This is a genomic window from Microbulbifer mixtoriginis (SeqCode) (assembly GCF_052468275.1).
The window spans coordinates 540,129-564,291 of record NZ_CP174341.1 but is presented as its reverse complement, the minus strand read 5'-3'; the positions used below and the strand labels follow the sequence as shown (position 1 = coordinate 564,291).

Here is a 24,163-nt window from a genome sequence, read left to right as displayed (position 1 = left end):
TTATTGTTAGCTAGAAAGGAAAGTAGGTACTTCACTCAAGACCGTATGAGGCATGGATGCCGATTACGAGCGTACAGGGACGTATTCACAGCGCGTCTTGAGTGAAGTGCCTGCTTTCCTTTAATCATAACGCTAGGGCCATACCGGTTTTCCGGCCTGACCCCTGCGTGGATCAGTGATTAGCCCAGCTTGCGCTTGGTGTTAATCACATTGATACCGTCGAAGCGTGCAGTGGAACTACCGTGGGACACGGCACTGGTTTGCATCGGCTGTCCCTTACCGTCAAAGAAGGAACCACCCAGGCGGTAATCATCTTTGTCGCAGACTTGCGAACAGGCATTCCAGAATTCCTGGGTGTTGGACTGGTAAGCGACGTCCTCCACCATGCCGGTAATCTTGCCGTCTTCAATCTCGTAGAACAGCTGTCCACCAAACTGGAAGTTGTAGCGCTGCTGATCAATGGAGAAGGAACCGGCACCCACAATATAAATGCCTTTCTCCACATCCTTGATCATATCGTCGACGCTCAGCTCCTCCTTGCCAGGCAACAGCGAAACATTGGACATGCGCTGGAATTGCACGCTGGACCAACTATCTGCGTAGCAGCAGCCGTGGGATTTCTTTTGCCCCAGCATATGTACCTGGTCGCGGGTGGCCTGGTAGTTCACCAGCACACCGTCTTTTACCAGATCCCAGTTGCGGGTCTTCACGCCTTCATCATCGTAGCCGACGGCACCGAGAGAGCCGGGCTGTACCTTATCGGCAAACAGATTGACCTTGTCACTGCCGTATTGGAATTTGCCGCTGCGCCATTTATCGATAGTGGCGAAAGAGGTGCCGGCAAAGTTGGCCTCGTAGCCGAGCACGCGGTCCAGCTCCAGCGGGTGGCCGACGGATTCATGGATGGTGAGCCAAAGGTGGCTTGGGTCCAGGACCAGGTCGTACTTGCCTGGTTTGACCGATTTAGCCGTGAGCTTTTCCTTGGCTTGTTGCGCCGCCAGGCGTGCGTCTTCGGCCATATCGTAGGAATCGCGATAGAGCACCGTCTGCGCTTGGATCTTGTCTTCGGCGCGGCCATCCAGGTATTCAAAGCCGCGTCCTACCGGCTGGCTAAGGCCCTGGCGCGTGCGGAAGCCACCGGTTTTCTTGTCCACCGCGGTGACCGAGAAGGGCGCCCACAAACGGTGAACATCCTGGTCGATATAGGAGCCATCGGTAGAGGCAAAATACTTTTGCTCATTCACCAGGTACAACATGGAGTTGATATAGCTGGCGCCGGCATCCAGGGCAGACTTGTTTACATCCATCAACAGATCCACCTTGTCGGCCAGGGGGATCTGCATAGCGTTTTTCTGGATCGGTGTCTGCCAGCTGACTTCGCCATGACCTTTCACCGGGGCCAGTTGTACTGGCTCCTGCTGGTACTTGGAGTTGGCCTTGGCCGTGGCTACTGCCTGACGGGTGGCGCGGGCGACGCCATCGGCGGTCAGGTCATTGGTGGCAGCAAAGCCCCAGGTGCCATTAGCAATAACCCGAATGCCCATGCCGATAGATTCGGTGTTCACCACGTCCTGCACTTTCATCTCGCGGGTGATTACGTATTGATTCAGGTAGCGACCAATACGCACATCGGCATAAGTGGCGCCGAGTTTAGTGGCGGTATTCAGGGCGACATCGGCAAATTCTTTTTTTACCGAGAGATCAATACCGCTTTGGGTCAGTTTGCTCTCGGCCACCAGATTGCCGGACAGCGGCAACATGGAAACACCCAGGCCGGCACCGCTGAGCTGGAGAAATTTTCTTCTATCCATTTCGTTATCCTCAAGTGGTGCTGGCGGTTAAACGGCGTCAGAAAGGCTGCTGAAAGTAAAGTCGCGTACTTTCAGTGCGGGAATCATGGCGGACATGCCCCACATACCCACTCGCTGGGGGACGCCCATATCTTCGATATTGTTGAGCATGATTACCGGGCTCTCGTTGAAGCGGAAGTTCTTCACCGGGTATTTAATCTTGCCGTTTTCGATATAGAAGGTGCCGTCGCGGGTGAGGCCGGTGAGCAGCATGGACTGCGGATCGACCATACGGATATACCAGGTGCGGGATACCAAAATACCGCGGCGGGTATTTTTGATCAGTTCTTCGGTGGTTTTATCGCCGCCGATCATAATCAGGTTTTTGGGCTCGGGGACCACTTCGCCTTTGCTTTGCTCGGCCCAGTAGCGGCTGCGCGCCAGGTTTTTCACTACGCCGTCTTTCACCCATTCGGTGCGCCCCAGCTGCATAAAGTCACCGTCGGTCCAGGGTTGGGCCGGCACATCGAGGCTGGTGGGATCGGAGTAGAAATTTACGCGCTTGTCGAACATCTTCTCGCCGGTGCGGTTGCCGCCGCCCTTTTTGCTCATAAAGCTGCGGCCTTCGTCGGCACTGCGCGCATCGAAGCCGCTCATCATGTAACCCACCAGGCCGGACACCGCATTGGGCTCCAGAATCACGGTGTACTTGCCTGGCTCCAGAGCGCGGGCTTCCTGGGACAGGACCGCCTTGTCGATGGCGACAGAGGAAGTGCTGCCGGTATTCATGGCACCGAAATCGGTAACATCACTTTCAGCCCAGCCGGAACCCAGGCCATTCTCTGTGCGCATGGTTACGGTGAAGTTGGCGGAAGTGGAGGCGTGGTAGCCGAACAGGCCCTTGCTGGTGGCGACTGCGGCAAAAGAACGCTCATCTTCCAGATAACCTGCGGCAACCACCTTCTTTTCCTTGGCTGCAATAATGGAATCTGCGGCCGCCTTGGCGCGTTGGTCTGGGGTGATATCTGCGGTGGACTTGGCAAAGCCGTCTACGCTGACATATTTCTGTGGGCCCAGCATCGGCATGGCTTCCGGATTTTCTGGGGACAGCTTGGCCAGCTCTTCCGCGCGACGCATCACTTTTTCCAGGGAGGCATCGCTGAATTCGTTGATGGTGGCTACACCGGATTTCTTGCCGAAACGGGCCTCTACCGCCAGCTCGATATCGTTGACGATGCCACTGGTGGAAACACTGTTGCGCGCATAGCGAATGTTGCCGGTCTCGCTGCCGGCCAGCTGTGCGCTGGCTTCATCGGCGCGGCTGTATTTCAAAACCTTATCGAGAATACGCTTCGCTTCACTTCTACTCAGAATTGCCATTGCCTTTTCTCCAATTACTTATTCTTGTGCGCCCTTCAGGAAATCTTGCGCTTGGTATTGATTACATTAATTTGGTCAAAACGGGTGGTGGAGCAGCCGTGGGATACCGCACTTACCTGGCTGGGTTGGCCCTTACCATCGAAGAAGGTTCCGCCCAGGCGGTAGTCGCTGCTGTCGCATATCGCCGAGCAGGAATTCCAGAATTCCTGCGTGTTGGACTGGTAGGCAACGTCCTCAACCTGGCCGACGATCTCACCGTTTTTGATCTCATAGAACAGCTGTCCGCCGAACTGGAAGTTGTAGCGCTGCTGATCAATGGAGTAGGAGCCGCGCCCGACGATGTAAATGCCTTTTTCCACATCGCGGATCATGTCTTTGGCTGAGTACTTCTTTTCTCCCGGAGCCAGGGAGACATTGGGCATGCGCTGGAATTGCACGCTGGACCAGCTATCGCCGTAGCTGCAGCCGTGGGATTCCTTTTGGTCGATCATATGTACCTGATCGCGAGTGGCCTGGTAGTTCACCAGGATGCCATCTTTCACCAGATCCCAACGCTTGGTTTTAACCCCTTCGTCGTCATAGGCGACGGCACCGAGGGAGCCCGGTTGTACCTTGTCGGCAAACAGGGTGACTTTGTCGCTGCCGTACTGGAATTTACCGCTGCGCCACTTATCCAGAGTGGCGAAGGAAGTTCCGGCATAGTTGGCTTCGTAGCCCAGCACGCGGTCCAGTTCTAATGGGTGGCCCACAGATTCATGGATGGTCAGGCATAGGTGCGAGGGTTCCAGTACCAAGTCGTACTTGCCCGGATCGATGGATTTGGCCGATAGCTTGGCTTTGGCCTGCTCGGCCGCGAGCACGGCATCCTCGGCCATATCGTAGGAGGCTTTGTAGAGCGTGGTCTGTCCGCGAATTTTGTCTTTGTTGTGACCAGCCAGGTATTCATAACCCCTTCCCACTGGATCGCTGAGGCCATTGCGCGTTTTGAAGGCCCCACTTTTCTTATCCACAGCGGTCACCTGCATGGGCGCCCACAGGCGGTGGATATCCTGGTCGATATAGGAACCGTCGCTGGAAGCAAAGTATTTCTGCTCATTGACTAAATACAGGGAAGAGCGAATATAGCTGGCTCCGGCTTTGAGTGCCCCATTGTTAACATCCATCAGGAAATCGACTTTCTCACTGATGGGCACCTGCAGGGCATTCTGTTTGATCGGTGTCTGCCAGGAAACCTCGCCTGCGCCTTTAACCGGTGCCAAGCGCACGGGCTCGGTCTGATATTTGGCGTTGGCCTTGGCAACGGCAACCGCCTGGCGTGCGGCGCGGGCAACGCCGTCGGCAGTCAGATCGTTGGTGGCGGCGAAACCCCAGGTGCCATTGGCGATTACCCGGATACCGGCGCCGAGGGATTCGGTATTGACGATATTCTCCACGTTGGTTTCGCGGGTCATAACGTACTGGTTGAGATAGCGACCGATGCGCACATCGGTATAACTGGCACCGGCTTTGCGCGCCGTATTCAGGGCGACATCTGCCAGGTGTCGTTTGTGCGAGCTGTGCATGCCCTCATTGAGCAGTTGCTCGGCGCTGACCTGAATGCCCTGCAGTGGTAATAAAATACCACTGGAGCCGACGCCGGCGATCTTGAGGAATTTTCTTCTTTCCATTGGCTACCTTTATCCCCCCATAGCGTTTGGGGGTGTGCTTATTGTTATTGTGCCCGATACATACAAGAGGCCCGGCCGGGCGCCTTGTCCAGACAACAAACATATACAGGTAACAGGCCATGATTGCTTTTGTAAAGTGTTGGTTCGGTGAAATGAGGTTTGCTAGGGGCAAATGGTTACGGAAAGAGGAGGGGGATGAATCAAGTTGCTAAAGGGCTGCGCGCTGGCGCACCTCAGCAAAAGTCGTTTCTATAAGCAAATTGCCGTTACGAAACACTGGTCTCAGAAAGTTCTTGTATTGATTTACATCCTCCAGACGAATGGTTCTGAAGTCGCCATTCTCGCATTGAATCAGGGCCAGGCGTCCGCGCTTGGATTTTTTCTCTGGCCCTGTGCGCGGGTCCTTGTAGATGTCTCGCCAGATACCGTTGATGCGAATAGCACTGGCTTTCATGGCAAAGCTCATTAAGTCCCTGTCGACTTTTTGCAGCAGCCCGCCGCCCATACCGAAAGCGACATTCTCGGCACTCTGCTTATGCTTCTGCATTGCCTGCAGTATTTTGGGGATAGTGAAGCGAGAGATGCTATCTCCTTGGATAACACGAATATACTCAGGCAAAACACGGTAACCTTTGCTGTTGGTGTGAGCCCCAAATATATGCATCAATCGCTCTATACACTCGACAACAATCTGTACAGGGTTGCCGGAGTCTGGGCGGATAACCAAGGTCCCACCACTGTTTTGAATCGTGTTTTTTAATTGGCCACCCCAGATATTTTCCACTGCATGCCATAAATCATAGCTATCACTGACCACAGCAACGGTTTTATTTTTTCCGGAAAAATGTTGCAGAATGTTCTGATAGGCCAATGCTTCCCCATCCCGGCCCCAGGCGGTGATGGTACTATGCTCCGCAGCCGGAATAGAAAATCCAGGCATATTGGCATGGTAAAAATTTCTCGCACCTAATATTCCTGAGAGCGTATCTGTTCCGTAAAAATTCACTAAATGAGCCATACCACCCAACGTGGCACTTTCCAAGCTACTGGCCCCACGCGCACCGAAATCGTGTAATTGAAAGGGAAGGGTATTTTGGCTGTCGGCCGTTTGCTGTAAATAATGTGCAATGATTTTTTTGATTTCCCGACTCTGTGTGGCGACAGTACACGGATACCAGAGAGCGCGTACCAGTGCGGTCTCAAGATAACTGGTCAACCAGAAACAGGATGGGCAGGTGTTAACAATTTGTGCCATAACATTGTGTAAAGGAATAATGCCTCCTTCCTCTACAGCACAAATCTCTAAAGGCAGCAGCCCTCGATGTTTACTGACGATATGTTCCCAGCCCGCGCGATTAAAGGGCAAACCGTGGGCCTTGAGTAGCTTTCCTGCCTCTTCGATATTGGCAAATGTGATAGGTCTTTGTAGGTACTGTTTAATAAAAGCTTGTAAACCAAAAAATACCGTTTCAGAAAATTCCCCGCCGCGGCACTCGATATAGCTGCTAATAAATTCCGTACCTGGTGGATATTGCAGGTAGTGGCTGGCTTTATAGCTATCGACATTGAGAATCAGGTTTTCTATCGACATTACATCCGTCAGTTGGCGATGGAACTATGGGTGTGTCGCCAAAAGCCTGTTTCTGGGTGTGAAAATCAAAAATATTTTTGCGGGAATTTATCCCTGTAAGGATGTGTAATTTAAAACAACTGGCGGTAATCAGAACAATTCCTTACAAAAATCCCCTGAATTATAGATAGCACAATCAACAAAAGATTATTTTTCCACACCGGCTGGTTCTGTCGTACCAATAGGTCATGCGAGTTTTAATTGACCCTACACATAGTGGTGTGTACTTTTGTATACATGGCAAGCAAGGGATCATTATGCTCAATAAAACACAATCTATATCGGCACGCCTATCGGCGGAAGATTATGCATATTTGATGTCGATTGATCGCAATGGGGCGGTCACCCAAAGTGAAAAAGTACGCGAAATTATTGCAATGGCGAGAGAGTCTATTGGCGGGGATTGTCTTTCCCGCAGCTATCTCTCCTCTGCAGAGGCCATGCTGCCGTTGAAGGCTCGTTATCTGGAGGAAAACCAGCGGAGTCTGTTGATTGAGGCGGTAATGGACTTGCTCACAGAAGGTGCCGCCATTATCCAAAATGTGGCCGGTAAAGAGCCAATGGCACCGGAATTGGAGAAAGACTTGTTGCCAAGTGTCGAGGCTTTCCTGGAAAAAATGTTGCTGTTGTCACAACAGAGCAGTCCACGCAGCATTCACTGTGATTCCGCCGTGAGAATTCGTGAACGCCTTGAAAGTGAAACTGCGGAATAAGTATCTGCGCAAATGGGCTTTATGGTTAAGCAAGCGGCAGAATTACTGTTGAAAAAAAGCGGTAATTTAGCAGCCTGTTGTGGTAAGTACTTAATAAAGTTTGTCAGATTTTGAGGGACTTGGTCTGGCTTTGGTGAAAATTGAAATAATAAAAGGAAAGAAAATTTTGAGAGAAGGATTAATTAAGCGCATTTCACGCTTAATCTCTGTGTCAGCGAATGCAGTTGTGGACTCAGTTGAAGCTGCTGCGCCAGAGTCAGTGATGGAACAGGCAATCCGGGATGTGGATGATGCGATTAAGGATGTGCGAGATCAGCTAGGGAAAGCAGAAGCATCTAAATATCTAAATAGTAGAACGTTAAACGAAGAAAAAACACGTCATAAACGTTTAGCTGAACAAATTACCATCGCTGTAAATGAAGGTCGTGATGATTTGGCTGAAGTCGCCATCGCCAAGCAAATGGATATTGAGGTGCAGCTTCCAATTTTAGAGAAAGCGATCAGTGAAAATGAGATAGAAATAAAGGAACTAGGTTCTTATATTCTTGCTCTGCAAGGTAAGAAGCGTGAAATGCGTGAGCAATTACAGGAATTTATTGCAGTCAATAAAAATGCAAGAGGTAGCGTTGTTACTGATGAATATGGTAGGGATAGAAAGTCGAAAGCCCAGGTAGAACAAGCTACAGATGCATTTAATCGAGCAATAGGTAGTACAGCTATATCGACATTTGATTCCGAAATAGATGCCAGTAAGTTAGCAGAGCTTGAGGAGTTTGCACGAAATAATCGTGTGAAAGAACGTTTAGCCAAAATTAAATCGGGGGGCTGATGATATTTTTGTTGCAAGATCAAAACCTGATCTTCACTGGCGCGCTATTTTTAATGTTTATGATAGCGCTTCTTGAAGGCGTGATGACATTGATTGGTGTTGGTATTTCAGACTTACTGGATAACGTACTACCAGATTTTAATGTTGACGTACCAGACACAGGGTTATCAGGGGGGATGACTAAACTACTCGGATGGTTACGCTTTGGGGAAGTGCCTGCACTTATCCTGTTAGTTACTTTTTTGGTTGGTTTTGGAGTAACGGGCTTATTAATCCAAATGCTCATGGAGTCATTCTTTGGGTATCTATTGCCGGGTGGTTTACTTGCTGTCGGAGTCCTTTTCCTGGCTCTCCCCCAGGTACGTTTTGTTGGCAATATTATGCGACGCTTTGCCGTGGGTGATGAATCTGAGGCGGTTGAGAGAAACTCCTTTATTGGCCGTGTAGCGATTATTACGATCGGCAGAGCAGAAGCCGGTTCACCGGCAGAGGCGCGTTTTAGTGATGAATACGGAACCACACACTATGTAATGGTGGAGCCGGATGAGAGTGAAATATTTAATCAGGGGGATAAGGTGTTACTGGTTGAAGAGCTGGGAGCACATTTTCGAGTAACTCGCCCCAGCAGTATACATCTTATGGAGAATAACTAAATGGAGAATCTAGCAGTGATAGGAAACCTTCCGATTATGGTATTTATTGCCGGGGCTATATTAGTGGCCCTGATTGTTATTGGGACTATTTTTGCAAGGCTTTATACCCGTGCCTCTAAAGAGCGTTCTTTTGTGCGTACCGGTATGGGTGGGCAAAAAGTCATTATGAATGGTGGTGCACTGGTATTACCGGTGTTGCACGAAATTATTCCGGTAAATATGAATACCCTGCGCCTTGCGGTATCCCGTAAAGAGCACCAGGCGCTGATTACCAAAGATCGTATGCGTGTCGATGTACTCGCGGAATTCTATTTGCGCGTGAAGCCCGATGCCGAGGCGATTGCCAATGCGGCACAGACTTTGGGCCTACGCACTCTGGACCCCGAAGCCTTGAAGGAAATGATTGAGGGTAAATTTGTTGACGCACTACGCTCTGTGGCTGCCGAAATGGAAATGGCAGAATTACACGAGCAACGCAGCCAGTTTGTGCAAAAAGTACAACAAGTAGTTTCCGAGGATCTATTAAAGAATGGACTGGAACTGGAGTCTGTCTCTTTGACCGGTCTGGACCAGACCCACAAAGAGTTTTTTAACCAGGATAATGTCTTCGATGCCGAAGGCCTTGCCAGCATGACCCGCTCTATTGAAGCGCGCCGCAAGGAAGTGAACGACGTCGAACAGGAAACTATGGTGCAGATCGAGAAGAAAAACCTCGAAGCCGAGCGCCAGAAACTGGAAATCGATAAAGAAAAACGTTACGCCCATTTGGAGCAACAGCGCGAGTTGGAAAATCGCGAAGCCGCACAAAAAGCTGATATTGCTCGTGAACTGGCCGCACAAGACAGGGCTGCGCGTCAGGCAGAAATTGAAGCCCAGCGTGAAGTTAGCCAATCCCAGATTGCTGCAGAGCAGGCGACTAAACTGTTGGAGATTGAAAAGGAGCGCCGCCTGAAAGAGCAGGAAATTGAGCGCGAGCGTATTCTCGATGAGCAGCGTATCTCCAAAGAGAAATCTGTAGAGATTGCGGAGCAAGAGCGGGCAATTGCCGTTGCGGAAAAATCCAAAGAGCAGTCCCAGGCAGACCAGCAGGCCAACGTTGCACTGGCTGAAGCGGTAAAAGCGGAGGAGCAGGTGCGCACTGCCAAGGACGTAGAAGTGGCAGAGCGTGATAAGCGCATTGAGATTATCGAAGCCCAGAAAGTGGCTGAGCGTCAGGCTACCGGTATTAAAGTAATGGCCGAAGCGGAGAAGTCAGCTGCAGAAGATAAAGCCGAAGCACTTCGCCTGCAGGCTTCTGCAGAGGCAGAGGCAATTCGTATTAAGGTTGAAGCAGATCGCGAGAAATACGCCGTGGATGCTGAAGGTCAGCGTCTGATGAACGAGGCATACAACAGTCTCAGTGAAGCTCAGATTGCATTGAAGAAGGTGCTGAGCCTGCATGAGAATCTGCCCAATATTATCCGTGAAAGTGTTAAACCGATGGAAAGTATTGATGGCATGAAAATTATTTCTGTCGAAGGTTTAAATGGTGTGGATGGTCGTGCCTCCAGTGGAATTCTGGATGGAGAGTCGGAAGCTAAAGGCCAAAGCCTGCCGGAAGCTTTAGTCGGCAGTGCTCTGAAGCACCGTGCGATGGCCCCCTTAGTGGATTCTCTCTTGAAAGAAGCGGGTGTTGGCAACTTAAGTAAACCCGTTGAGACAGAGAGTTAATATTTTTCAGATTTGGTAGATAAACGATATTCGAGTTTTATTTACTAGTTACTTATCTGATAAAAACTCTAATCTCGCAACCCAGGTCTTTAAAAAAGATCTGGGTTATTTTTTATGGAAAAGAAATTATGAAACGCTGTACCAGTTGTAAAAAAGGTGTGCTCAAACCAGTTGTCATTGAGCAGTTGTTTCGTGCACATACCTGCTCAAGTTGTGGTGGGAACTGGATTCTGGTTGAAGACTATCTGACTTGGAAAAGAAAAAATCCCGAGTATAAGTTTTCCGATAATATAGCTGTGCTAAATGAAATCGTGGCTGAAGATACCAAGAAAGCTATTTTATGTCCGGTAACAGGCATGATCATGCAGAAGTTAAAAGTTACTGCGGCTAGTGAACACCGTTTAGATTATAGCCCTACAGTTGGTGGTATTTGGCTGGATAAGGGAGAGTGGGAGCTTCTGAGAGCTGAGGGGCTTGCTGCTTCTTTGAACTCATTGGTTACCCATGAGTGGCAGAAAAAGGTTAGGGATACTAGGGCACAAGAGACTTTTTCTGAGGTTTATAGAAGCAGATTTGGCGAAGAACTATATGACAAAGTAAAAGAAATTCGAGAGTGGTTACATTCCCAAGAAAAGAAAGCAGATATTTTTGCCTATTTGACCGCGAAAGATCCTTATTCTGCCGAACGATAATTGCTATTTGTAGAGTATTTTAATTCTGGGAATAATATATTCTTCTTCCCTTGGCGAATTAGGAGTGCTCTGAAAAATTATTTTTTAGTTGAAATAGTTCAGTCCAAGTGAATAGAAGTATTCTTTTTACCTTCATATTTTCTAGAGTTCAACCCAGATTAATATTTTGATTATAATCTAAAGATTGATATCCACAGCAATGCTAAATAGCTTAAGAAAAAATTATAGAGTATATATAGCTATTGTAAGAAAACATCTTAACGAGTCACTGGCTGTTTTCAGCATAATAAGATCAAATATAAAGTATAGTAAACTCAATCATATTCTCGCCGGATTAATAGCAATATATTTTAGATCTCTACTCTATTTGGGGGCAAAGGGTATTGGTTTCAACCATTTTAGCTTAACCCCAACCTGAACCGGGAGCCTGATCTAGGTCATTTTTAAAATGAAAATTACTGATATGTAATACCTACTATGGTGCTAAATACTCGGCTTTCTGGCAGATTATGAAATCAATTAAAGGGTAAATCGAAGATAATGTGAAAACCTTTAAATAAAGTATAAAACAGACCTATATACATGAATATCCAAGCGAATAATGGCAGTTCAGAATGATCATCCTTAATTTCTTTTTGCTTTTTAACTGAAATATCCAAATCTATTACTTCCGTATTTATTGGGAATTTCATGTAGGTTGAGAAAAAGTGTGTTTCATCAGGGGCGAGAGTTTCTTGCCTTGGATAATTTTCTGGGCCTGAAAATTCACCATTACCATAAAAATCAATATCTACGGTTAGATCATTCAGGTTAATATTTGTTATATTGGTTACTTGAAGTTGAAATTTAAAAATCTTTATTTGTTCTTCTTCATCACGGTCGATTTCACTTGCAAGTATATGGTCTACGTGAATTAAATCAGAATCATAATTTAAGTTTATATCTTTCTCTTCTAATGTCTTATTTTTATTTGTTCTTTGGCCTAGCTTGCGGCGACTTCCTTTGTGAGCTCCTGTGTTAGAAGTTTTTAATTTTCTCTCCTTGTGAGCATTTCTTGTCCTCGATTTTTCATATGTCAATGAGACTTGTTCGCGTTTTGAGTTCTCCAGAGAAAGGTTTTCATGGGGGCCGTTACTATCATTATCACTTATGATAAATGCAGGACACACGTATCCAGCAATCAACCCGATGATGACACCCCACCAATCAAACAACCCATAACCAAAAAGTGCGAATACAAGTGCTAAAAATGGGGCTAATGATAGATATTTTTTGTCGTAAGATTTAGATCGATTACAGTAAGGGCAAACCTCTCCGGAAAATGGAATGTCTTTACCGCAGCCAGAGCAATGCATACCTTATCCTTGGAATTTTTTTCTTAAGTTTGAGATTTTATATTCGATATCCTGAATTACGCGACGATTCTATACTTCAGGAGTGAGTGCTAACCAGCAGCATGTTGAATAACTTAGAATACTCAAAATTATAAGAAAAAAATAATATTAATCAATAGTTTAGTAGAACTTCTTTTAGTGAATAATTTTGGGGTTGTTGAAAAACTATATGGTAAAGAGGAACGATACCTCTAATGTTTAGAAGTTGAGATTAATTTTGATCGTTAAGATCTCTTTTAAAAGTAGGCTTTAGGAATGCTTGGTATCAAGTAATGTTAATCTGACGGATATCTAGTGATTTTGTGGTGTGGGTATGAAAAAGAAGATACACACATACTCTTTATGTTTCTACTAAAGAAGAAAAATGCAAGCAAGACATTTGGTTAGGCAACATGACTCCTCGCATAAAGAAGTTGCCGACAATGTTAGTGTCTATTTTGAAATCATTGAAAATGGTATCGAGCGTATTTTGCTCATGGTGCTAAAGAAATTTCAGCAAAAACTCCTGGCCAAAAGCCTGGAACGGGCTCCTTACTCACTGAAGAATAGGAGAGGATCATCAAGCAATCGATTATCCATAGACACCCAGATCAAATAAAGATGACTTATTCACTCTGAACGAGATAAGCATCTTTAGATGCTGATCAAGAAAAAATTTAAGATTAAAATCGATATCAGAGCTATCGGTGATCTACTAACTCACAAGGGATTCACACTACAAACACCTCTAAAAAGTGCTTATGAGCAGTGCCCAGTTCAGAAAATATCTTAGTTGTAGGCGGAGTATCCAAAATTCAGAATATGGCGAAAAAGGAATAGACTGATATCGAGTAGGGTAATTAACTCCCATTGTCAGTATGGGTGAGGATATGCCTCTAAAGGACGAATACCTGTTATTCAACTTAACGTTAAACGCGCTTCATGCAAAAGTGGTGAGAGCTTGGTTGAAATTTCGAGTAAATTAGATAAAGGAATTCTATCCAGTTCTATATTTACCGGCACCTAATCCAGTCTATATTCCTGCCGGGATAATAACTAAGATGTGCTGAACGAAGTAGTGGTTTAATGTACCAAAAAACTATTTTATGTCCGGCATCTGGCATGATTATGCAGAAATAAAAAATTACTGCGGCTAGTGAACACCGTTTAGATTATAGCCCGACAGTTGGTGGTATTTGGCTGGATAAAGGAGAGTGGGAGCTTCTGAGAGCTGAGGGGCTTGCTGCTTCTTTGAACTCATTGGTTACCCATGAGTGGCAGAAAAAGGTTAGGCATACTAGGGCACAAGAGACTTTTTCTGAGGTTAATAGAAGCAGATTTGGCGAAGAGCTATATGACAAAGTAAAAGAAATTCGAGAGTGGTTACATTCCCAAGAAAAGAAAGCAGATATTCTTGCCTATTTGACCGCGGAAGATCCTTATTCTGCCGAGCGATAATTACCAGTTTTGTAGTGATGTTACTCTGGGAGCATGATTCATTTTTGTTTCCTTTAGCTGAGTAGTTGATGTTTATGTGCTATTTAAGTCGCTAATTGAAATGGCGCATCAATACTCTTTTTTTGATGTCGTCTTTAAAGGCTGAATCGTCATTTAAATCATCCGTATCTGGGTTTTATAAACTGATCTATTAATAATGGAAAAAAATTGCATAAAATTGATAAAAGATTCTCAATTTTTTTCGTTAGGATTCTGGAAGCGCCTTTGAAGATTAAAATCTGGATGTTAACCTGATTAAGGTCGCTAATTTGGTTTGCTGCGACAACTAATATATAAAAATAACTAGGTTAGGAAAATGACTATCAAAAAAATTCTATTAGCGAGTTCTTTGATTTTTGCCTCCTCTTTAGCTGTACCGGCTTTTTCTGCCAATCTTGTTTGCCAACTAAATGTTAAGCCTGGTGGCCATGTAATGGGTAATGGCACTTCCCACTGTAATGGAATAGATTTCAGTTTTGGAAGCTCCACTTCTGGAAGTTGGAGTATTACCAATATCTCTAAATCTATTGATCGGGTCCATTGGGTAAAAGGCTGTAATTCTGGGCTGTCATGCGGTGTGACAGTCAGAGCTTATTCATCCAACGAGGCGCAGGCCTATATCCATTACAAGGATGGAAGTATCGAATATGTAACAGCCAACATGTGGTACGAAACTGGGCATTAAGTTAGTAGTACGGCGCCGATTGTTCTATCGGCGCTTCTATTTACCAGTGGACATCTACTTAACCAGATAATACTCGCGTCGATTTTCTCACTTTAAATACGTGGCGAACCCTCTCATCATCGGCTTTTATTAAAGCCATGGAATACAAGGACTATTACAAGATTCTCGGTCTGGAGCGGAACGCTGATCAGGCGGAGGTCAAGCGTGCCTATCGAAAGTTGGCACGTAAATACCACCCCGATGTCAGTAGTGAGAAGGATGCCGAGGAGCGCTTTAAAGAGGTGAATGAGGCCTACGAAGTACTTAAGGATCCAGAGAAACGTGCGGCCTATGACCAGTTAGGTAGTGGCTTCCAGTCCGGCCAGGATTTCCGGCCGCCCCCTAATTGGGATCAGGGGTTTGAGTTTCACGGTGGTGGTTATACCGATGCCGATAGTGAGGCCTTCAGCGATTTCTTTGAGAGCTTATTTGGGCGAGGCGGATTTAGTCATGGCTATGGCGGCAGGCAGCGGCGCCAGTACAGTGCTCAGGGGGAAAACACCTATGCGCGAATCGCCATAGATCTGGAAGACAGTTATCGCGGCAGCAGTCGGCAGATTACCCTTAAACACACGGTGTTGGGGGAGGATGGGCGCCCGCAACTGCAGGAGCGCACACTAAACGTCAAGATTCCAAAAGGGATTACTGAAGGTCAGCAAATTCGTCTGGCCGGGCAGGGTGAAGCAGGCATTGGCGGCGGTAAACCCGGTGACCTTTACCTCGAGATCATGTTCAACTCTCACCGTCTCTATCATACCGAGGGCCCAACGGTTTATCTGGACTTACCCATGGCCCCTTGGGAGATGGCCTTGGGGGCCAAAGTACAGGTACCAACACCGAGCGGGCCCCTGAAAGTTACCATCCCTGCCAATAGTGATAACGGCAAGAAGCTTCGCCTCAAGGGGCGGGGAATCCCCGCCAAACAACCTGGTGATATGTACATCGTGCTGCAGATAGTTACCCCCTCTGCCACTAGCGATGCTCAGCGCGAGGCCTATCGCCAATTCAGTAAGGCCTTTGACTTTAATCCGCGCCAATCCATGGGGAGCTGATAATGAGAGTTAGAAAGGCCGAACAGGTCACCGGTGTGCTGCTTGATGAAGAGAGTGAACTGAGTTTGAGCGAATTGTGCCGCGCCTGTGAGCTTCCTGCTGAACGTATATTGGCACTGGTGGAGGAAGGTATTATCGAGCCACGTGCGCGCAAACCCCGCTGGCGCTTTAGTGGTATTTGCGTGCGCAGGGTTCGTCGTGTCTACACGCTGGAGCGGGATCTTGGAGTCAATCTTGCCGGTGCTGCGCTGGCGCTGGAATTACTTGAAGAGATAGAGCGGTTACAAGCACAGCTGGCGCGATTAGAACAGCGGCGAAAACGTTAGTGTTTATTCATGGCTGGCTTGTAACAGTGGACCAATGACTTCAATTTTCTCAATCCAGATAACACCGTTGTAATTCTTAGGCAGGAAATTTAAATCCTCTGGTCGGTAGATAGCGGTAAGGCCGCCCTTTTTATCTCGATGATCCAGCACTATGACTAAACTGCCGCTTTGGGCTACCCGGTCGATAAATCGGTTCGGCCAGCCCCAGAGTGCCCAATGCCAGGTATTGGGTGCCATAACAATACTGTTGCGGCAAGCCTCGGGGATATAGCCGCTCCACCCAATCAGCAAATATCCCAGTGCACAACCTTTTGCGCTGTCCCTACTGAAGGCCAAAGCTTTGGGCCTTAACTCCCGTATTCTTGCGATTGGGAGGGGGCCGCCGTAGACCATTAAGCGGGAATCGGAGAGTAGTTGGTGTTGGCGTAAATAGTTATTGAGTAGGTCTGCTTCATTGGGGTCATTACTTTTTATATTGATCAGGAATTGTCGATCTGGGAAGTGTTGCAGAACTTCTTTCAATGTGGGTAGTAGGCCAATGCCCTGGCCGCGAAAAGGGAAGCTTTTTCCGCCATCGAAGGTGTACCCATAGCCGATATCGAGTTTCTTTAGGTCAGTGATGGCATGCTTCCGAGTGACGCCTCTTCCATTTGTACGGCAATCCAAAGTCCAGTCATGAAATACGGCAAATTCACCGTCGGTTGTGGGATGGATATCGAGTTCGACAATATCCGCGCCATGCGCAAATGCTGCTTCCATGGAGGGAATGGTGTTTTCAAGATAGCGGTGCTCAGGCTGGAATATGCGAATAGCCGTACAATCGTCACGCCCTAGATTATCGCGATTGTAGGTTTGGTAGACACCGCGATGGGAAATAAGAACGGGCTCGCCCTGGGGTGTTGGAGCCAACCAGGAAGCATTTAATAGGTAAATAGCTCCAAAGCCGAATAAAGAACCCAACATGCCAACTTTGGCAAAAAAGCTCCGCCTCATAAAAGCATCTCCGTCATTATTTCCCTTGAGGTGCTGCCAATACTAGCTGGCACTGGTCTGGAAGAACGGGCTTTTTGGGGGCAAATTATGGCGAATTCAGGCGGTAAACTTGGGGTGGTGTGAAGCCACCCCAAGTACGGTCAAAGTGCGGCTTTAGTAATGGTGGTGATGAGGTAGCCAGTGTAGATAAGGTAAGCTGTCAAAAGAGCACCGCCTTCCCAGCGGTTGATTCGACCCTGGCCACGAAAGCCATAGGCGAAGACAAACAGGGCCAGGGTCAAGCCGATCACCATGGGCCAGTCTCTGGTGAGTACTTCCGGTGGCACACTGGACATGGGAGCGATAGTGCCGGCAATCCCCACCACGGCCAGCAGATTGAACATATTCGAACCCACCACGTTGCCTATCGCAATATCGTGTTCGCCTTTGCGCGCGGCTACTATGGTGGCTGCCAGTTCTGGTAGAGAAGTACCGAGGGCGACAATAGTAAGGCCGATAATCAGATCGCTAACGCCCAGCGATTCGGCGATGGTCACTGCGCCCCAAACCAACAACCGCGAGCTGACAATCAGAAGTACCAAGCCGGCGACTACCCAGAACAGAGCCCGGCCCAGGGGCATGGCGTGTTCTTCCAGCTCCTCAGCGACCTCACCTTCCAGATTATCGCCTTTGCCGCGCAGGGCGGAGAATACACTCCAACCGATCAAGCCGAAGAAACCCAGTAACAGAATGATTGATTCCCAGCGCTCCAGCTTGTCATTCCATAGGAAGGCGCCACTCAGAAGAGTGATGGCCATTAATAGCGGTAGCTCTTTGCGCACAATTTTCGAATGTACGCTCAAGGGAATTATCAGGGCGCTGAGGCCAAGGATCAGGCCAGTATTGGTGATATTGGAACCATAGGCGTTGCCCAGGGCCAGGCCGGGGCTGCCATCCAGCGCGGCAATGGCTGAAACTACCATCTCAGGGGCAGAAGTACCGAAACCGACAATCACCATGCCGATCAACAGCGTGGGCATACCGGCGTGCTTGGCTGTGGCAGCGGCGCCTTCCACGAAGCGGTCAGCACTCCAGACCAGCACAATAAAGCCGGCGATAATGGCGAGAGCGGCGAGAAGCATAGGCAGTCCTCAAAAGATACAGGCGGATTGGGGCATGGCCCGACAAACGGTCAGCGATTGTACCGGCTCTCGGCGTCACAATCAGTGAATTGCTGAAAAGGTAGGCGCGATATCTGTAAAAAATCGAAAGTGTCCCGCCAGTCAGATGGTTCCGCTGCCAGTGTGGGCTACAGTCAATGCATGGCCCGGTAAATCTACGGGATGGCTGAGAGGCTCTGTGCCCCGGTGCGAAGCCCGCTCAGTTGGTGGAGATGTCGGGTATGTTTACGCGGGTCGCACAGAGCCATGGGCGGCGGATTCCGCGATATCCATGTCACCGGCCACTCGCCGGCTAGTTAGGAGGCCTATATGCAATTCAAAGCTTCAATCGGAATACTGGCGGCTGCGCTGGTGCTGACCCTCTCCGCTTGTGAACAGAGGAAAAAGGAAGAGTCCATGGACAAAGGCGGTATGGGCACTGCTGAAACCGGGTGCTGCCAGCATGCAGAAAGTGCCTGCGCCGGGGATGTTACCAAATCCCAGTGCGACCAGATGAGCGGCAAGTTTCATAAAGAGCATATGTGCCGCACCGATACTGGCAAGTGCGCTCGTAAATAGCATCTGCTGCTGAGGGTGCGGTACAAGCCTGTGCTGCGCCTCTCTTACTCACCTGAATCGCTTATCTAGCGGTCTTTTTTACAATTCACGTGAACGCATAATCTCCTCATATTTAGTGACTGAATGCTGCCTTTGGGTACGTATTCCTGGCCCCCTTGACATTAGTTACATCTGCAACTAACTTCCTTTGCGCTAGAAATTAACCAGCGCGCAGCCCCGATAAATGGCGCCGCGATGATAAGAGACGGAGGACTGCATGGCCGACTTATTTGAGAACCCGATGGGTTTGGATGGCTTCGAATTTGTAGAATTCACTGCGCCGGAGAAAGGCATTCTCGAGACTGTGTTTAGCGCCATGGGCTTTACTAAGGTGGCCAGCCACCGCTCTAAAGCTGTGGAGTTGTGGCGCCAGGGTGATATCAACTTTGTCACAAACTACGAGCCCGACAGCCACGCCTACTACTATGCCCAGGAGCATGGTCCCTCTGCCTGTGGCCTGGCCTTCCGGGTGAAAGATGCCAAGTTTGCTTACGAAGAAGCTTTGCGCAAGGGCGCTCAACCGGTAGATGTACAGACAGGCCCGATGGAGCTGAAACTGCCGGCTATCAAGGGTATCGGCGGTGCGACCCTGTACCTGATCGACCGCTACGAAGATGGTGAGTCTATCTACGATATCGACTTTATCTGGGAAGAGGGCGTTGACCGTCGTCCGGAAGGTTGCGGCTTCCACACTCTGGATCACCTCACCCACAACGTGTATCGCGGCCGCATGGATTACTGGGCCAAGTACTACGAAGATCTGTTTAATTTCCGCGAGATCCGTTACTTCGACATTAAAGGCGAATACACCGGCCTGCTGTCCAAGGCGATGACTGCACCGGATGGCAAGATCCGTATTCCGCTGAACGAAGAAGCAGCTGGTGGTGGCGGCCAGATCGAAGAGTTCCTGATGAAGTACAACGGCGAGGGTATCCAGCATATCGCCTTTGCTTGTGATGACTTAATTGCCTGCTGGGATCGCCTGAAAGAGCGCGGTATGGAGTTTATGACCCCGCCGCCGGACACTTACTACGAAATGCTGGAAGAGCGCCTGCCAGGGCACGGCGAACCTACCGAGGAATTCCAAAGCCGCGGCATCCTGTTGGATGGCACCACTGAGGGCGGCCAGCCGCGTCTGCTGCTGCAAATTTTCTCTGCCAATATGCTCGGCCCGGTATTCTTTGAATTTATCCAGCGCAAGGAAGACGAAGGGTTCGGGGAGGGCAACTTCAAAGCCCTGTTTGAATCCATTGAGCGCGACCAGCTCAAGCGTGGCGTCATTAAAGAAAAGGAATAATAACGGAGGCTTCAATGGGCATTAAGCGCATTCACCACGTGGCTTATCGCTGTAGGGACGCCAAGGAGACAGTGGAATTCTACCGCGATCTTCTCGGCATGGACTTCCAGTTGGCCATTGCCGAAAACGAGGTACCCTCAACCGGTGAGCCGGACCCTTACATGCATGTCTTTATGGACGCGGGTATGGGGAATGTGCTTGCCTTCTTCGAAATCCCCAACTCCCCGGAGATGGGGCGCGATGAGAACACACCCAAATGGGTGCAGCATATCGCTTTCGAAGTGGAGTCCATGGAAGAAATGCTCGCGACCAAAGCGCGATTGGAAGCGGCCGGGGTCGACGTACTCGGCCCTACCAATCACACGATTTTCCAGTCGATCTACTTCTTCGACCCCAACGGTCATCGCATTGAGCTGGCTGCCAATACCGCCAAGCCTGGTATGCACAAAGAGCTGAAGCGGGTTGCTGAGGATATGTTGGAAGAGTGGTCGCGTACTAAAAAAGCCCCAAGGCACGCCGCCTGGATGCACGGGGAAGAAGAATTTGTGGAAAAAACTGAAGGGGAGGCACAGTGAAGTTAGCCAGCCTTAAATCCGGCCGCGATGGCCAACTGGTTGTTGTTAGCGATGATCTTACCCGTATGGTGCCGGCCGGCGATATCGCTCCCACCATGCAGAGTGCATTGGACAACTGGGCAGCCGTCAGTGGCGAGCTGGAGAAGCTGCACGAGCGTTTGCACAACGGCGAGATTGCCGGAGAGCCATTCGAGCAGAGCCTGTGTGCATCGCCTCTACCGCGCGCCTATCACTGGGCCGATGGCAGTGCCTATGTGAACCATGTTGAGTTGGTGCGCAAGGCTCGCGGTGCCGAGGTGCCTGAGAGCTTTTACAGCGATCCGCTGATGTACCAGGGGGGCTCTGATACCTTCCTGGCCCCGCGCGAGCCGGTGACCATGCCGCAAAGTGAGGGCTTTGGTATCGATTTCGAGGCGGAAATCGCCGTAATCACCGACGATGTACCCATGGGAGTATCCGCCGAGGATGCGCTCTCCCATATCAAATTGGTAATGTTGGTGAATGACGTTTCCCTGCGTGGATTGATTCCTGCGGAGTTGGCTAAAGGTTTTGGCTTCTACCAGTCCAAACCCTCCAGTGCTTTCTCACCGGTATGCGTGACTCCAGAGCAGCTGGGTGAAAACTGGCGTGAGGGCAAGTTGCACCTGCCACTGGTCTCACAATTGAACGGTGAGAAGTTTGGTGAGCCCAATGCTGGTGTGGATATGACCTTCCACTTTGGCCAGTTGATCGCCCACGCGGCGAAGACCCGCCCACTCTGTGCGGGTACTATTATCGGTTCCGGTACCGTATCCAATAAGCTGGATGGCGGTCCCGGCAAACCGGTAGCAGAGGGTGGAGTTGGCTACAGCTGCATCGCTGAGATCCGCATGATCGAAACCATCCAGAATGGTTCGCCTAGTACACCGTTTATGGATTTCGGCAACACTATCGCTATCGAGATGTTCGATGGTGAAGGTCAGTCTATTTTTGGGCGTATCGAGCAGACAGTGGAGAAGGTTTAATATCACCTTCTTGCCACAGTTTATTTCGTAAAAAAGGGGCAACCGTTAGGTGCCCCTTTTTTATTTAGATACCTTTTATTTAGACCCCAAGCCGACGCATGGAAAGTAATGGCATTTGCCGCCGTATATTGGCCAACTTTTCAGCTTCCAGTGTGGCAGTGATGAATGCTTCACCCTCGCCGGCTTCGGCCAGGATTTCACCCCAGGGATCAATAATCGCGGAATGTCCCCAGGTACGTCTTTTCTCCGAGTGGGTCCCCCCCTGATTGGCGGCAATTACAAAGCAGCCGTTCTCAATCGCACGTGCTTGCAACAGGGTCATCCAGTGTGCCCGCCCTGTGGTGTGGGTAAATGCCGCAGGCACAAAAAAAATCTCAGCACCGGCTATGGCTAGCAGGCGGTAGAGTTCGGGAAAGCGCAGATCAAAACAGATACTGAGCCCCAGAGCCCCCCAGGGCGATGTCGCCACACAGGGCTCGTTGCCGGGTTCAATACTGGCGGATTCACGATAGCTGCCGGTAGCGTCCTCAACTTCCACATCAAATAAATGTATTTTGTCGTAGCGAGCCAGCAAAGCGCCTTGATCGTCGAATAGCAGGCACGCTGAGCGGCTGCACTTCCCCTCAGTAGGGCTACCGTCGGCTCGCTCCAGTAAGGGTATCGAGCCTGCGACCAGCCAGATACCCAGCTCCTTTGCCCAATTTGCAAGTGCGTGTTGAATGGGTTGTCTGTCTGCATTGGCTTTACCAGAAATGCAAAAAGGTTCGGCCACGGAAAAACTACCTTTATCCGAGAAATGCGCAAAGTTTTCCGGCAGTAGTATCAGTTGCGCGCCGTGCTCGGCAGCTTCCACAAGTAGTTTGTAGGCCTGTGAGAGATTATTTGTAACGCTCTCGCCACTGACCATTTGCACTGCTGCAACACAAAGGCTTTTCACTAAGGGTCTCCTTTTTCTCCAGTTTTATTACGGAGTATTGATAAAGCTAAAACCTGATAATGAGAATGAAATGTAACAGAGTGATAATTCTCACTTTGCTAGCCCCACTTATCTTGAGGCGAACTTTGGAGAGGGTGAACCCCATATTGGTTTGATAAGTTCTTTTTAGTGTAGATCCAGTTTCTTAGGGGTATGGCTACTGAAATTTCTCAATAGTTTTCTGCAAAAATTTCCCTCTCCATTTTTTCTTTATACTTTTTAAGCAATTAAAAAACTGGGTGGTTTTGTATATGGTCTTAGCAGAAATGGTAATTCCGAGGGAAAGCCCTACCAATTAAAATTTCAGCAGTAATTTTTAGACTCTTACTATCTGTTTTTATCGTGGTTGAACAAAAAAATACCACTATAGCCAATAAAATTTGGCCAGCACCACTTAAAACCTCCCTTCAAAATAAGCATTTATGCGGCCTGGAAAAAGAGTGCCAGAGTCGATTTAAAAAGCTTTTCTATTTCCTGTTGGCGCTGAAACTTTTCTGCTTCAATGCCGGCCCAATCTGATAAGTGGCGTAGAAAAATTCCACTAAATTTTTAAAAGGGATTTTAAAAGCGCTTTTCTTACCTAGTAGAAGTGAGAGAATAAAAATGCCTATTTGGGTCGACAAAACCATTCTTACCGTAACTGGTACACGTGTACAGCCCGTGCAACAGGCGGTGCCCAGATACAATGGAGTAATTGTCAAGGACTTTAGCCAATGCTTCGATCCGGTGAAGGGGTTGATCACCATGCATGAAGATACTGCTGGTGGTGTGTGTGAATCCCTCTCGGCTTTTTGGATGAAGTATCACTCTGAAGGCGGTACTTTGTGGAGCTGGTTATACCCCAATAACACGCTCGATGAGCGCCATCTCTATCATGTGATGACTTTACAACAGGCAGGCATGCACGATGATCAGGATCGGATTACCGAAGCCTGGTTGGGGGTGCAAAACCTGTATCCTGTCAGTCAGAATATTTTTGGGGGGGCTTTCCCCAATGGGCGTGGTGGTAATACGATTCGTGGTATTAATAATCCGCGTAGAGCCAATGGGCAGAGCGGTTTGTTCTCTCCCAATGCCTTGGCTCGGGAAATTATTCTCGATCAAACGGGCGGAGCGGGCTGCTATAAAAAAATCAGCCTGGATGGCACTTTCGCCGGTCACACCATGGCTGCCTGGGTAGCGCAAGACATCGCTTTCTTTGATCCGAACTTTGGCGAATTCTGGTTTGAATCCCGCGCTTCTTTCTTTAATTGGTTTACCCAATCCTTCTGGTATCAGTCTATGTATTCCGCCGGTTTGAGTGGTGGCTTTGCTATTCGCTCTTATGCGCGCAGGGGCTGATTAGCCACCAATAGTGTGGGAGTTGCAGCCACTGCGGTTCCCACAGCCCTCTCAATTCACACCCTTTTATGTAATCAATCTTCAACCACCTCGTCCTCAAGTCACGAACTATCTCGGTTTCAGAGTCACGGAAAACAATCTTGCAGTGTGTCACTCATGTTAAGGTTGGCCGGTCATAACGAAT

Annotated in this window: 23 protein-coding genes; 15 read left to right on the top strand and 8 right to left on the bottom strand. The window is 48.7% G+C overall.

All coding sequences use genetic code 11. From position 1 onward, the window contains the following. Positions 1–179: 179 nt before the first annotated feature. The 4 genes from ACJJIC_RS02475 to ACJJIC_RS02460 all read right to left on the bottom strand — a co-directional run bounded on the left by ACJJIC_RS02475 (position 180) and on the right by ACJJIC_RS02460 (position 6,428). A complete protein-coding gene (locus tag ACJJIC_RS02475; protein WP_252084063.1) occupies positions 180–1,811 on the bottom strand; it encodes a TldD/PmbA family protein in 1,632 nt (543 codons plus the stop codon). Between the two features lie 27 nt (positions 1,812–1,838). After that, a complete protein-coding gene (locus tag ACJJIC_RS02470; protein ID WP_444883341.1) occupies positions 1,839–3,170 on the bottom strand; it encodes a TldD/PmbA family protein in 1,332 nt (443 codons plus the stop codon). A gap of 35 nt (positions 3,171–3,205) precedes the next feature. Further along, positions 3,206–4,837: a TldD/PmbA family protein gene (locus ACJJIC_RS02465; RefSeq protein WP_445356382.1), complete on the bottom strand. Its 1,632-nt coding sequence runs from the start codon at positions 4,835–4,837 to the stop codon at positions 3,206–3,208. Positions 4,838–5,045: 208 nt separating this feature from the next. Beyond that, entirely contained in the window at positions 5,046–6,428 is a 1,383-nt protein-coding gene (locus ACJJIC_RS02460; RefSeq protein ID WP_445356381.1) for a nicotinate phosphoribosyltransferase, read from the bottom strand. 296 nt (positions 6,429–6,724) lie between these two features. Here ACJJIC_RS02460 and ACJJIC_RS02455 point away from each other — a divergent pair, with 296 nt between their 5' ends. From ACJJIC_RS02455 to ACJJIC_RS02435, 5 genes are all read left to right on the top strand, one after another. Next, on the top strand, positions 6,725–7,180 hold the full coding sequence (locus ACJJIC_RS02455) for a hypothetical protein (protein WP_444910934.1): 456 nt from the start codon (positions 6,725–6,727) through the stop codon (positions 7,178–7,180). A 100-nt stretch (positions 7,181–7,280) separates the two neighbouring features. Further along, positions 7,281–8,009 (top strand): PspA/IM30 family protein, encoded by a 729-nt coding sequence (locus tag ACJJIC_RS02450; protein WP_444910935.1) that lies wholly within the window; start codon positions 7,281–7,283, stop codon positions 8,007–8,009. Further along, positions 8,009–8,662: a YqiJ family protein gene (locus ACJJIC_RS02445; RefSeq protein WP_444910936.1), complete on the top strand. Its 654-nt coding sequence runs from the start codon at positions 8,009–8,011 to the stop codon at positions 8,660–8,662. Before ACJJIC_RS02450 ends, ACJJIC_RS02445 begins: the two co-directional genes overlap by 1 nt. Further along, the gene (locus ACJJIC_RS02440; protein ID WP_444891647.1) at positions 8,663–10,372 is read left to right on the top strand and encodes a flotillin family protein; all 1,710 of its coding nucleotides are present in this window, start codon (positions 8,663–8,665) and stop codon (positions 10,370–10,372) included. 128 nt (positions 10,373–10,500) lie between these two features. Next, positions 10,501–11,064 (top strand): TFIIB-type zinc ribbon-containing protein, encoded by a 564-nt coding sequence (locus ACJJIC_RS02435; RefSeq protein ID WP_444910937.1) that lies wholly within the window; start codon positions 10,501–10,503, stop codon positions 11,062–11,064. Positions 11,065–11,579: 515 nt separating this feature from the next. Here the strand turns inward: ACJJIC_RS02435 and ACJJIC_RS02430 are convergent. After that, a complete protein-coding gene (locus tag ACJJIC_RS02430; protein ID WP_444910938.1) occupies positions 11,580–12,419 on the bottom strand; it encodes a hypothetical protein in 840 nt (279 codons plus the stop codon). 403 nt (positions 12,420–12,822) lie between these two features. On the opposite strand from ACJJIC_RS02430, the gene ACJJIC_RS02425 reads away from it, so the two are divergent. From ACJJIC_RS02425 to ACJJIC_RS02405, 5 genes are all read left to right on the top strand, one after another. Then, entirely contained in the window at positions 12,823–13,056 is a 234-nt protein-coding gene (locus ACJJIC_RS02425; RefSeq protein WP_444910939.1) for a hypothetical protein, read from the top strand. Positions 13,057–13,095: 39 nt separating this feature from the next. After that, entirely contained in the window at positions 13,096–13,230 is a 135-nt protein-coding gene (locus tag ACJJIC_RS02420; protein WP_444910940.1) for a winged helix-turn-helix domain-containing protein, read from the top strand. Between the two features lie 1,020 nt (positions 13,231–14,250). Beyond that, the gene (locus tag ACJJIC_RS02415) at positions 14,251–14,619 is read left to right on the top strand and encodes a hypothetical protein (RefSeq protein WP_444891645.1); all 369 of its coding nucleotides are present in this window, start codon (positions 14,251–14,253) and stop codon (positions 14,617–14,619) included. 137 nt (positions 14,620–14,756) lie between these two features. Beyond that, entirely contained in the window at positions 14,757–15,710 is a 954-nt protein-coding gene (locus ACJJIC_RS02410) for a DnaJ C-terminal domain-containing protein (protein ID WP_445356380.1), read from the top strand. Positions 15,711–15,712: 2 nt separating this feature from the next. Continuing rightward, positions 15,713–16,036: a chaperone modulator CbpM gene (locus ACJJIC_RS02405; RefSeq protein ID WP_252084074.1), complete on the top strand. Its 324-nt coding sequence runs from the start codon at positions 15,713–15,715 to the stop codon at positions 16,034–16,036. Between the two features lie 3 nt (positions 16,037–16,039). Here ACJJIC_RS02405 and ACJJIC_RS02400 read toward each other — a convergent pair whose 3' ends face one another. After that, the gene (locus ACJJIC_RS02400) at positions 16,040–17,029 is read right to left on the bottom strand and encodes a glycerophosphodiester phosphodiesterase family protein (RefSeq protein ID WP_444910942.1); all 990 of its coding nucleotides are present in this window, start codon (positions 17,027–17,029) and stop codon (positions 16,040–16,042) included. 140 nt (positions 17,030–17,169) lie between these two features. Further along, positions 17,170–18,150 (bottom strand): calcium/sodium antiporter, encoded by a 981-nt coding sequence (locus ACJJIC_RS02395; RefSeq protein ID WP_252084076.1) that lies wholly within the window; start codon positions 18,148–18,150, stop codon positions 17,170–17,172. A gap of 348 nt (positions 18,151–18,498) precedes the next feature. Between ACJJIC_RS02395 and ACJJIC_RS02390 the strand changes: the two genes are divergently transcribed. The 4 genes from ACJJIC_RS02390 to ACJJIC_RS02375 all read left to right on the top strand — a co-directional run bounded on the left by ACJJIC_RS02390 (position 18,499) and on the right by ACJJIC_RS02375 (position 21,662). Further along, positions 18,499–18,747, top strand: coding sequence for a hypothetical protein (locus tag ACJJIC_RS02390; protein WP_252084077.1), 249 nt, complete (start codon positions 18,499–18,501; stop codon positions 18,745–18,747). A 256-nt stretch (positions 18,748–19,003) separates the two neighbouring features. Beyond that, positions 19,004–20,083 (top strand): 4-hydroxyphenylpyruvate dioxygenase, encoded by a 1,080-nt coding sequence (hppD, locus tag ACJJIC_RS02385; RefSeq protein WP_444887697.1) that lies wholly within the window; start codon positions 19,004–19,006, stop codon positions 20,081–20,083. Positions 20,084–20,097: 14 nt separating this feature from the next. After that, on the top strand, positions 20,098–20,658 hold the full coding sequence (locus ACJJIC_RS02380; RefSeq protein ID WP_444887698.1) for a VOC family protein: 561 nt from the start codon (positions 20,098–20,100) through the stop codon (positions 20,656–20,658). Then, entirely contained in the window at positions 20,655–21,662 is a 1,008-nt protein-coding gene (locus ACJJIC_RS02375; protein WP_444923744.1) for a fumarylacetoacetate hydrolase family protein, read from the top strand. The genes ACJJIC_RS02380 and ACJJIC_RS02375 overlap by 4 nt, the downstream gene beginning before the upstream one ends. A gap of 79 nt (positions 21,663–21,741) precedes the next feature. Here the strand turns inward: ACJJIC_RS02375 and ACJJIC_RS02370 are convergent, their stop codons facing one another. Then, a complete protein-coding gene (locus ACJJIC_RS02370) occupies positions 21,742–22,599 on the bottom strand; it encodes a carbon-nitrogen hydrolase family protein (RefSeq protein ID WP_445356379.1) in 858 nt (285 codons plus the stop codon). Between the two features lie 642 nt (positions 22,600–23,241). Here ACJJIC_RS02370 and ACJJIC_RS02365 point away from each other — a divergent pair. Then, the gene (locus tag ACJJIC_RS02365; protein ID WP_252084082.1) at positions 23,242–23,979 is read left to right on the top strand and encodes a YopT-type cysteine protease domain-containing protein; all 738 of its coding nucleotides are present in this window, start codon (positions 23,242–23,244) and stop codon (positions 23,977–23,979) included. Positions 23,980–24,163 lie beyond the last annotated feature (184 nt).

Coding starts and splice junctions, on each gene's coding strand:
- ACJJIC_RS02405 (WP_252084074.1), top strand. CDS start 15,713: ATGAGAGTTAGAAAGGCCGAACAGGTCACCGGTGTGCTGCTTGATGAA.
- ACJJIC_RS02475 (WP_252084063.1), bottom strand. CDS start 1,811: ATGGATAGAAGAAAATTTCTCCAGCTCAGCGGTGCCGGCCTGGGTGTT.
- ACJJIC_RS02420 (WP_444910940.1), top strand. CDS start 13,096: ATGCTGATCAAGAAAAAATTTAAGATTAAAATCGATATCAGAGCTATC.
- ACJJIC_RS02470 (WP_444883341.1), bottom strand. CDS start 3,170: ATGGCAATTCTGAGTAGAAGTGAAGCGAAGCGTATTCTCGATAAGGTT.
- ACJJIC_RS02425 (WP_444910939.1), top strand. CDS start 12,823: ATGCAAGCAAGACATTTGGTTAGGCAACATGACTCCTCGCATAAAGAA.
- ACJJIC_RS02455 (WP_444910934.1), top strand. CDS start 6,725: ATGCTCAATAAAACACAATCTATATCGGCACGCCTATCGGCGGAAGAT.
- ACJJIC_RS02430 (WP_444910938.1), bottom strand. CDS start 12,419: ATGCATTGCTCTGGCTGCGGTAAAGACATTCCATTTTCCGGAGAGGTT.
- ACJJIC_RS02465 (WP_445356382.1), bottom strand. CDS start 4,837: ATGGAAAGAAGAAAATTCCTCAAGATCGCCGGCGTCGGCTCCAGTGGT.
- ACJJIC_RS02415 (WP_444891645.1), top strand. CDS start 14,251: ATGACTATCAAAAAAATTCTATTAGCGAGTTCTTTGATTTTTGCCTCC.
- ACJJIC_RS02365 (WP_252084082.1), top strand. CDS start 23,242: ATGCCTATTTGGGTCGACAAAACCATTCTTACCGTAACTGGTACACGT.
- ACJJIC_RS02380 (WP_444887698.1), top strand. CDS start 20,098: ATGGGCATTAAGCGCATTCACCACGTGGCTTATCGCTGTAGGGACGCC.
- ACJJIC_RS02390 (WP_252084077.1), top strand. CDS start 18,499: ATGCAATTCAAAGCTTCAATCGGAATACTGGCGGCTGCGCTGGTGCTG.
- ACJJIC_RS02400 (WP_444910942.1), bottom strand. CDS start 17,029: ATGAGGCGGAGCTTTTTTGCCAAAGTTGGCATGTTGGGTTCTTTATTC.
- ACJJIC_RS02445 (WP_444910936.1), top strand. CDS start 8,009: ATGATATTTTTGTTGCAAGATCAAAACCTGATCTTCACTGGCGCGCTA.
- ACJJIC_RS02460 (WP_445356381.1), bottom strand. CDS start 6,428: ATGTCGATAGAAAACCTGATTCTCAATGTCGATAGCTATAAAGCCAGC.
- ACJJIC_RS02435 (WP_444910937.1), top strand. CDS start 10,501: ATGAAACGCTGTACCAGTTGTAAAAAAGGTGTGCTCAAACCAGTTGTC.
- ACJJIC_RS02395 (WP_252084076.1), bottom strand. CDS start 18,150: ATGCTTCTCGCCGCTCTCGCCATTATCGCCGGCTTTATTGTGCTGGTC.
- ACJJIC_RS02410 (WP_445356380.1), top strand. CDS start 14,757: ATGGAATACAAGGACTATTACAAGATTCTCGGTCTGGAGCGGAACGCT.
- hppD (WP_444887697.1), top strand. CDS start 19,004: ATGGCCGACTTATTTGAGAACCCGATGGGTTTGGATGGCTTCGAATTT.
- ACJJIC_RS02440 (WP_444891647.1), top strand. CDS start 8,663: ATGGAGAATCTAGCAGTGATAGGAAACCTTCCGATTATGGTATTTATT.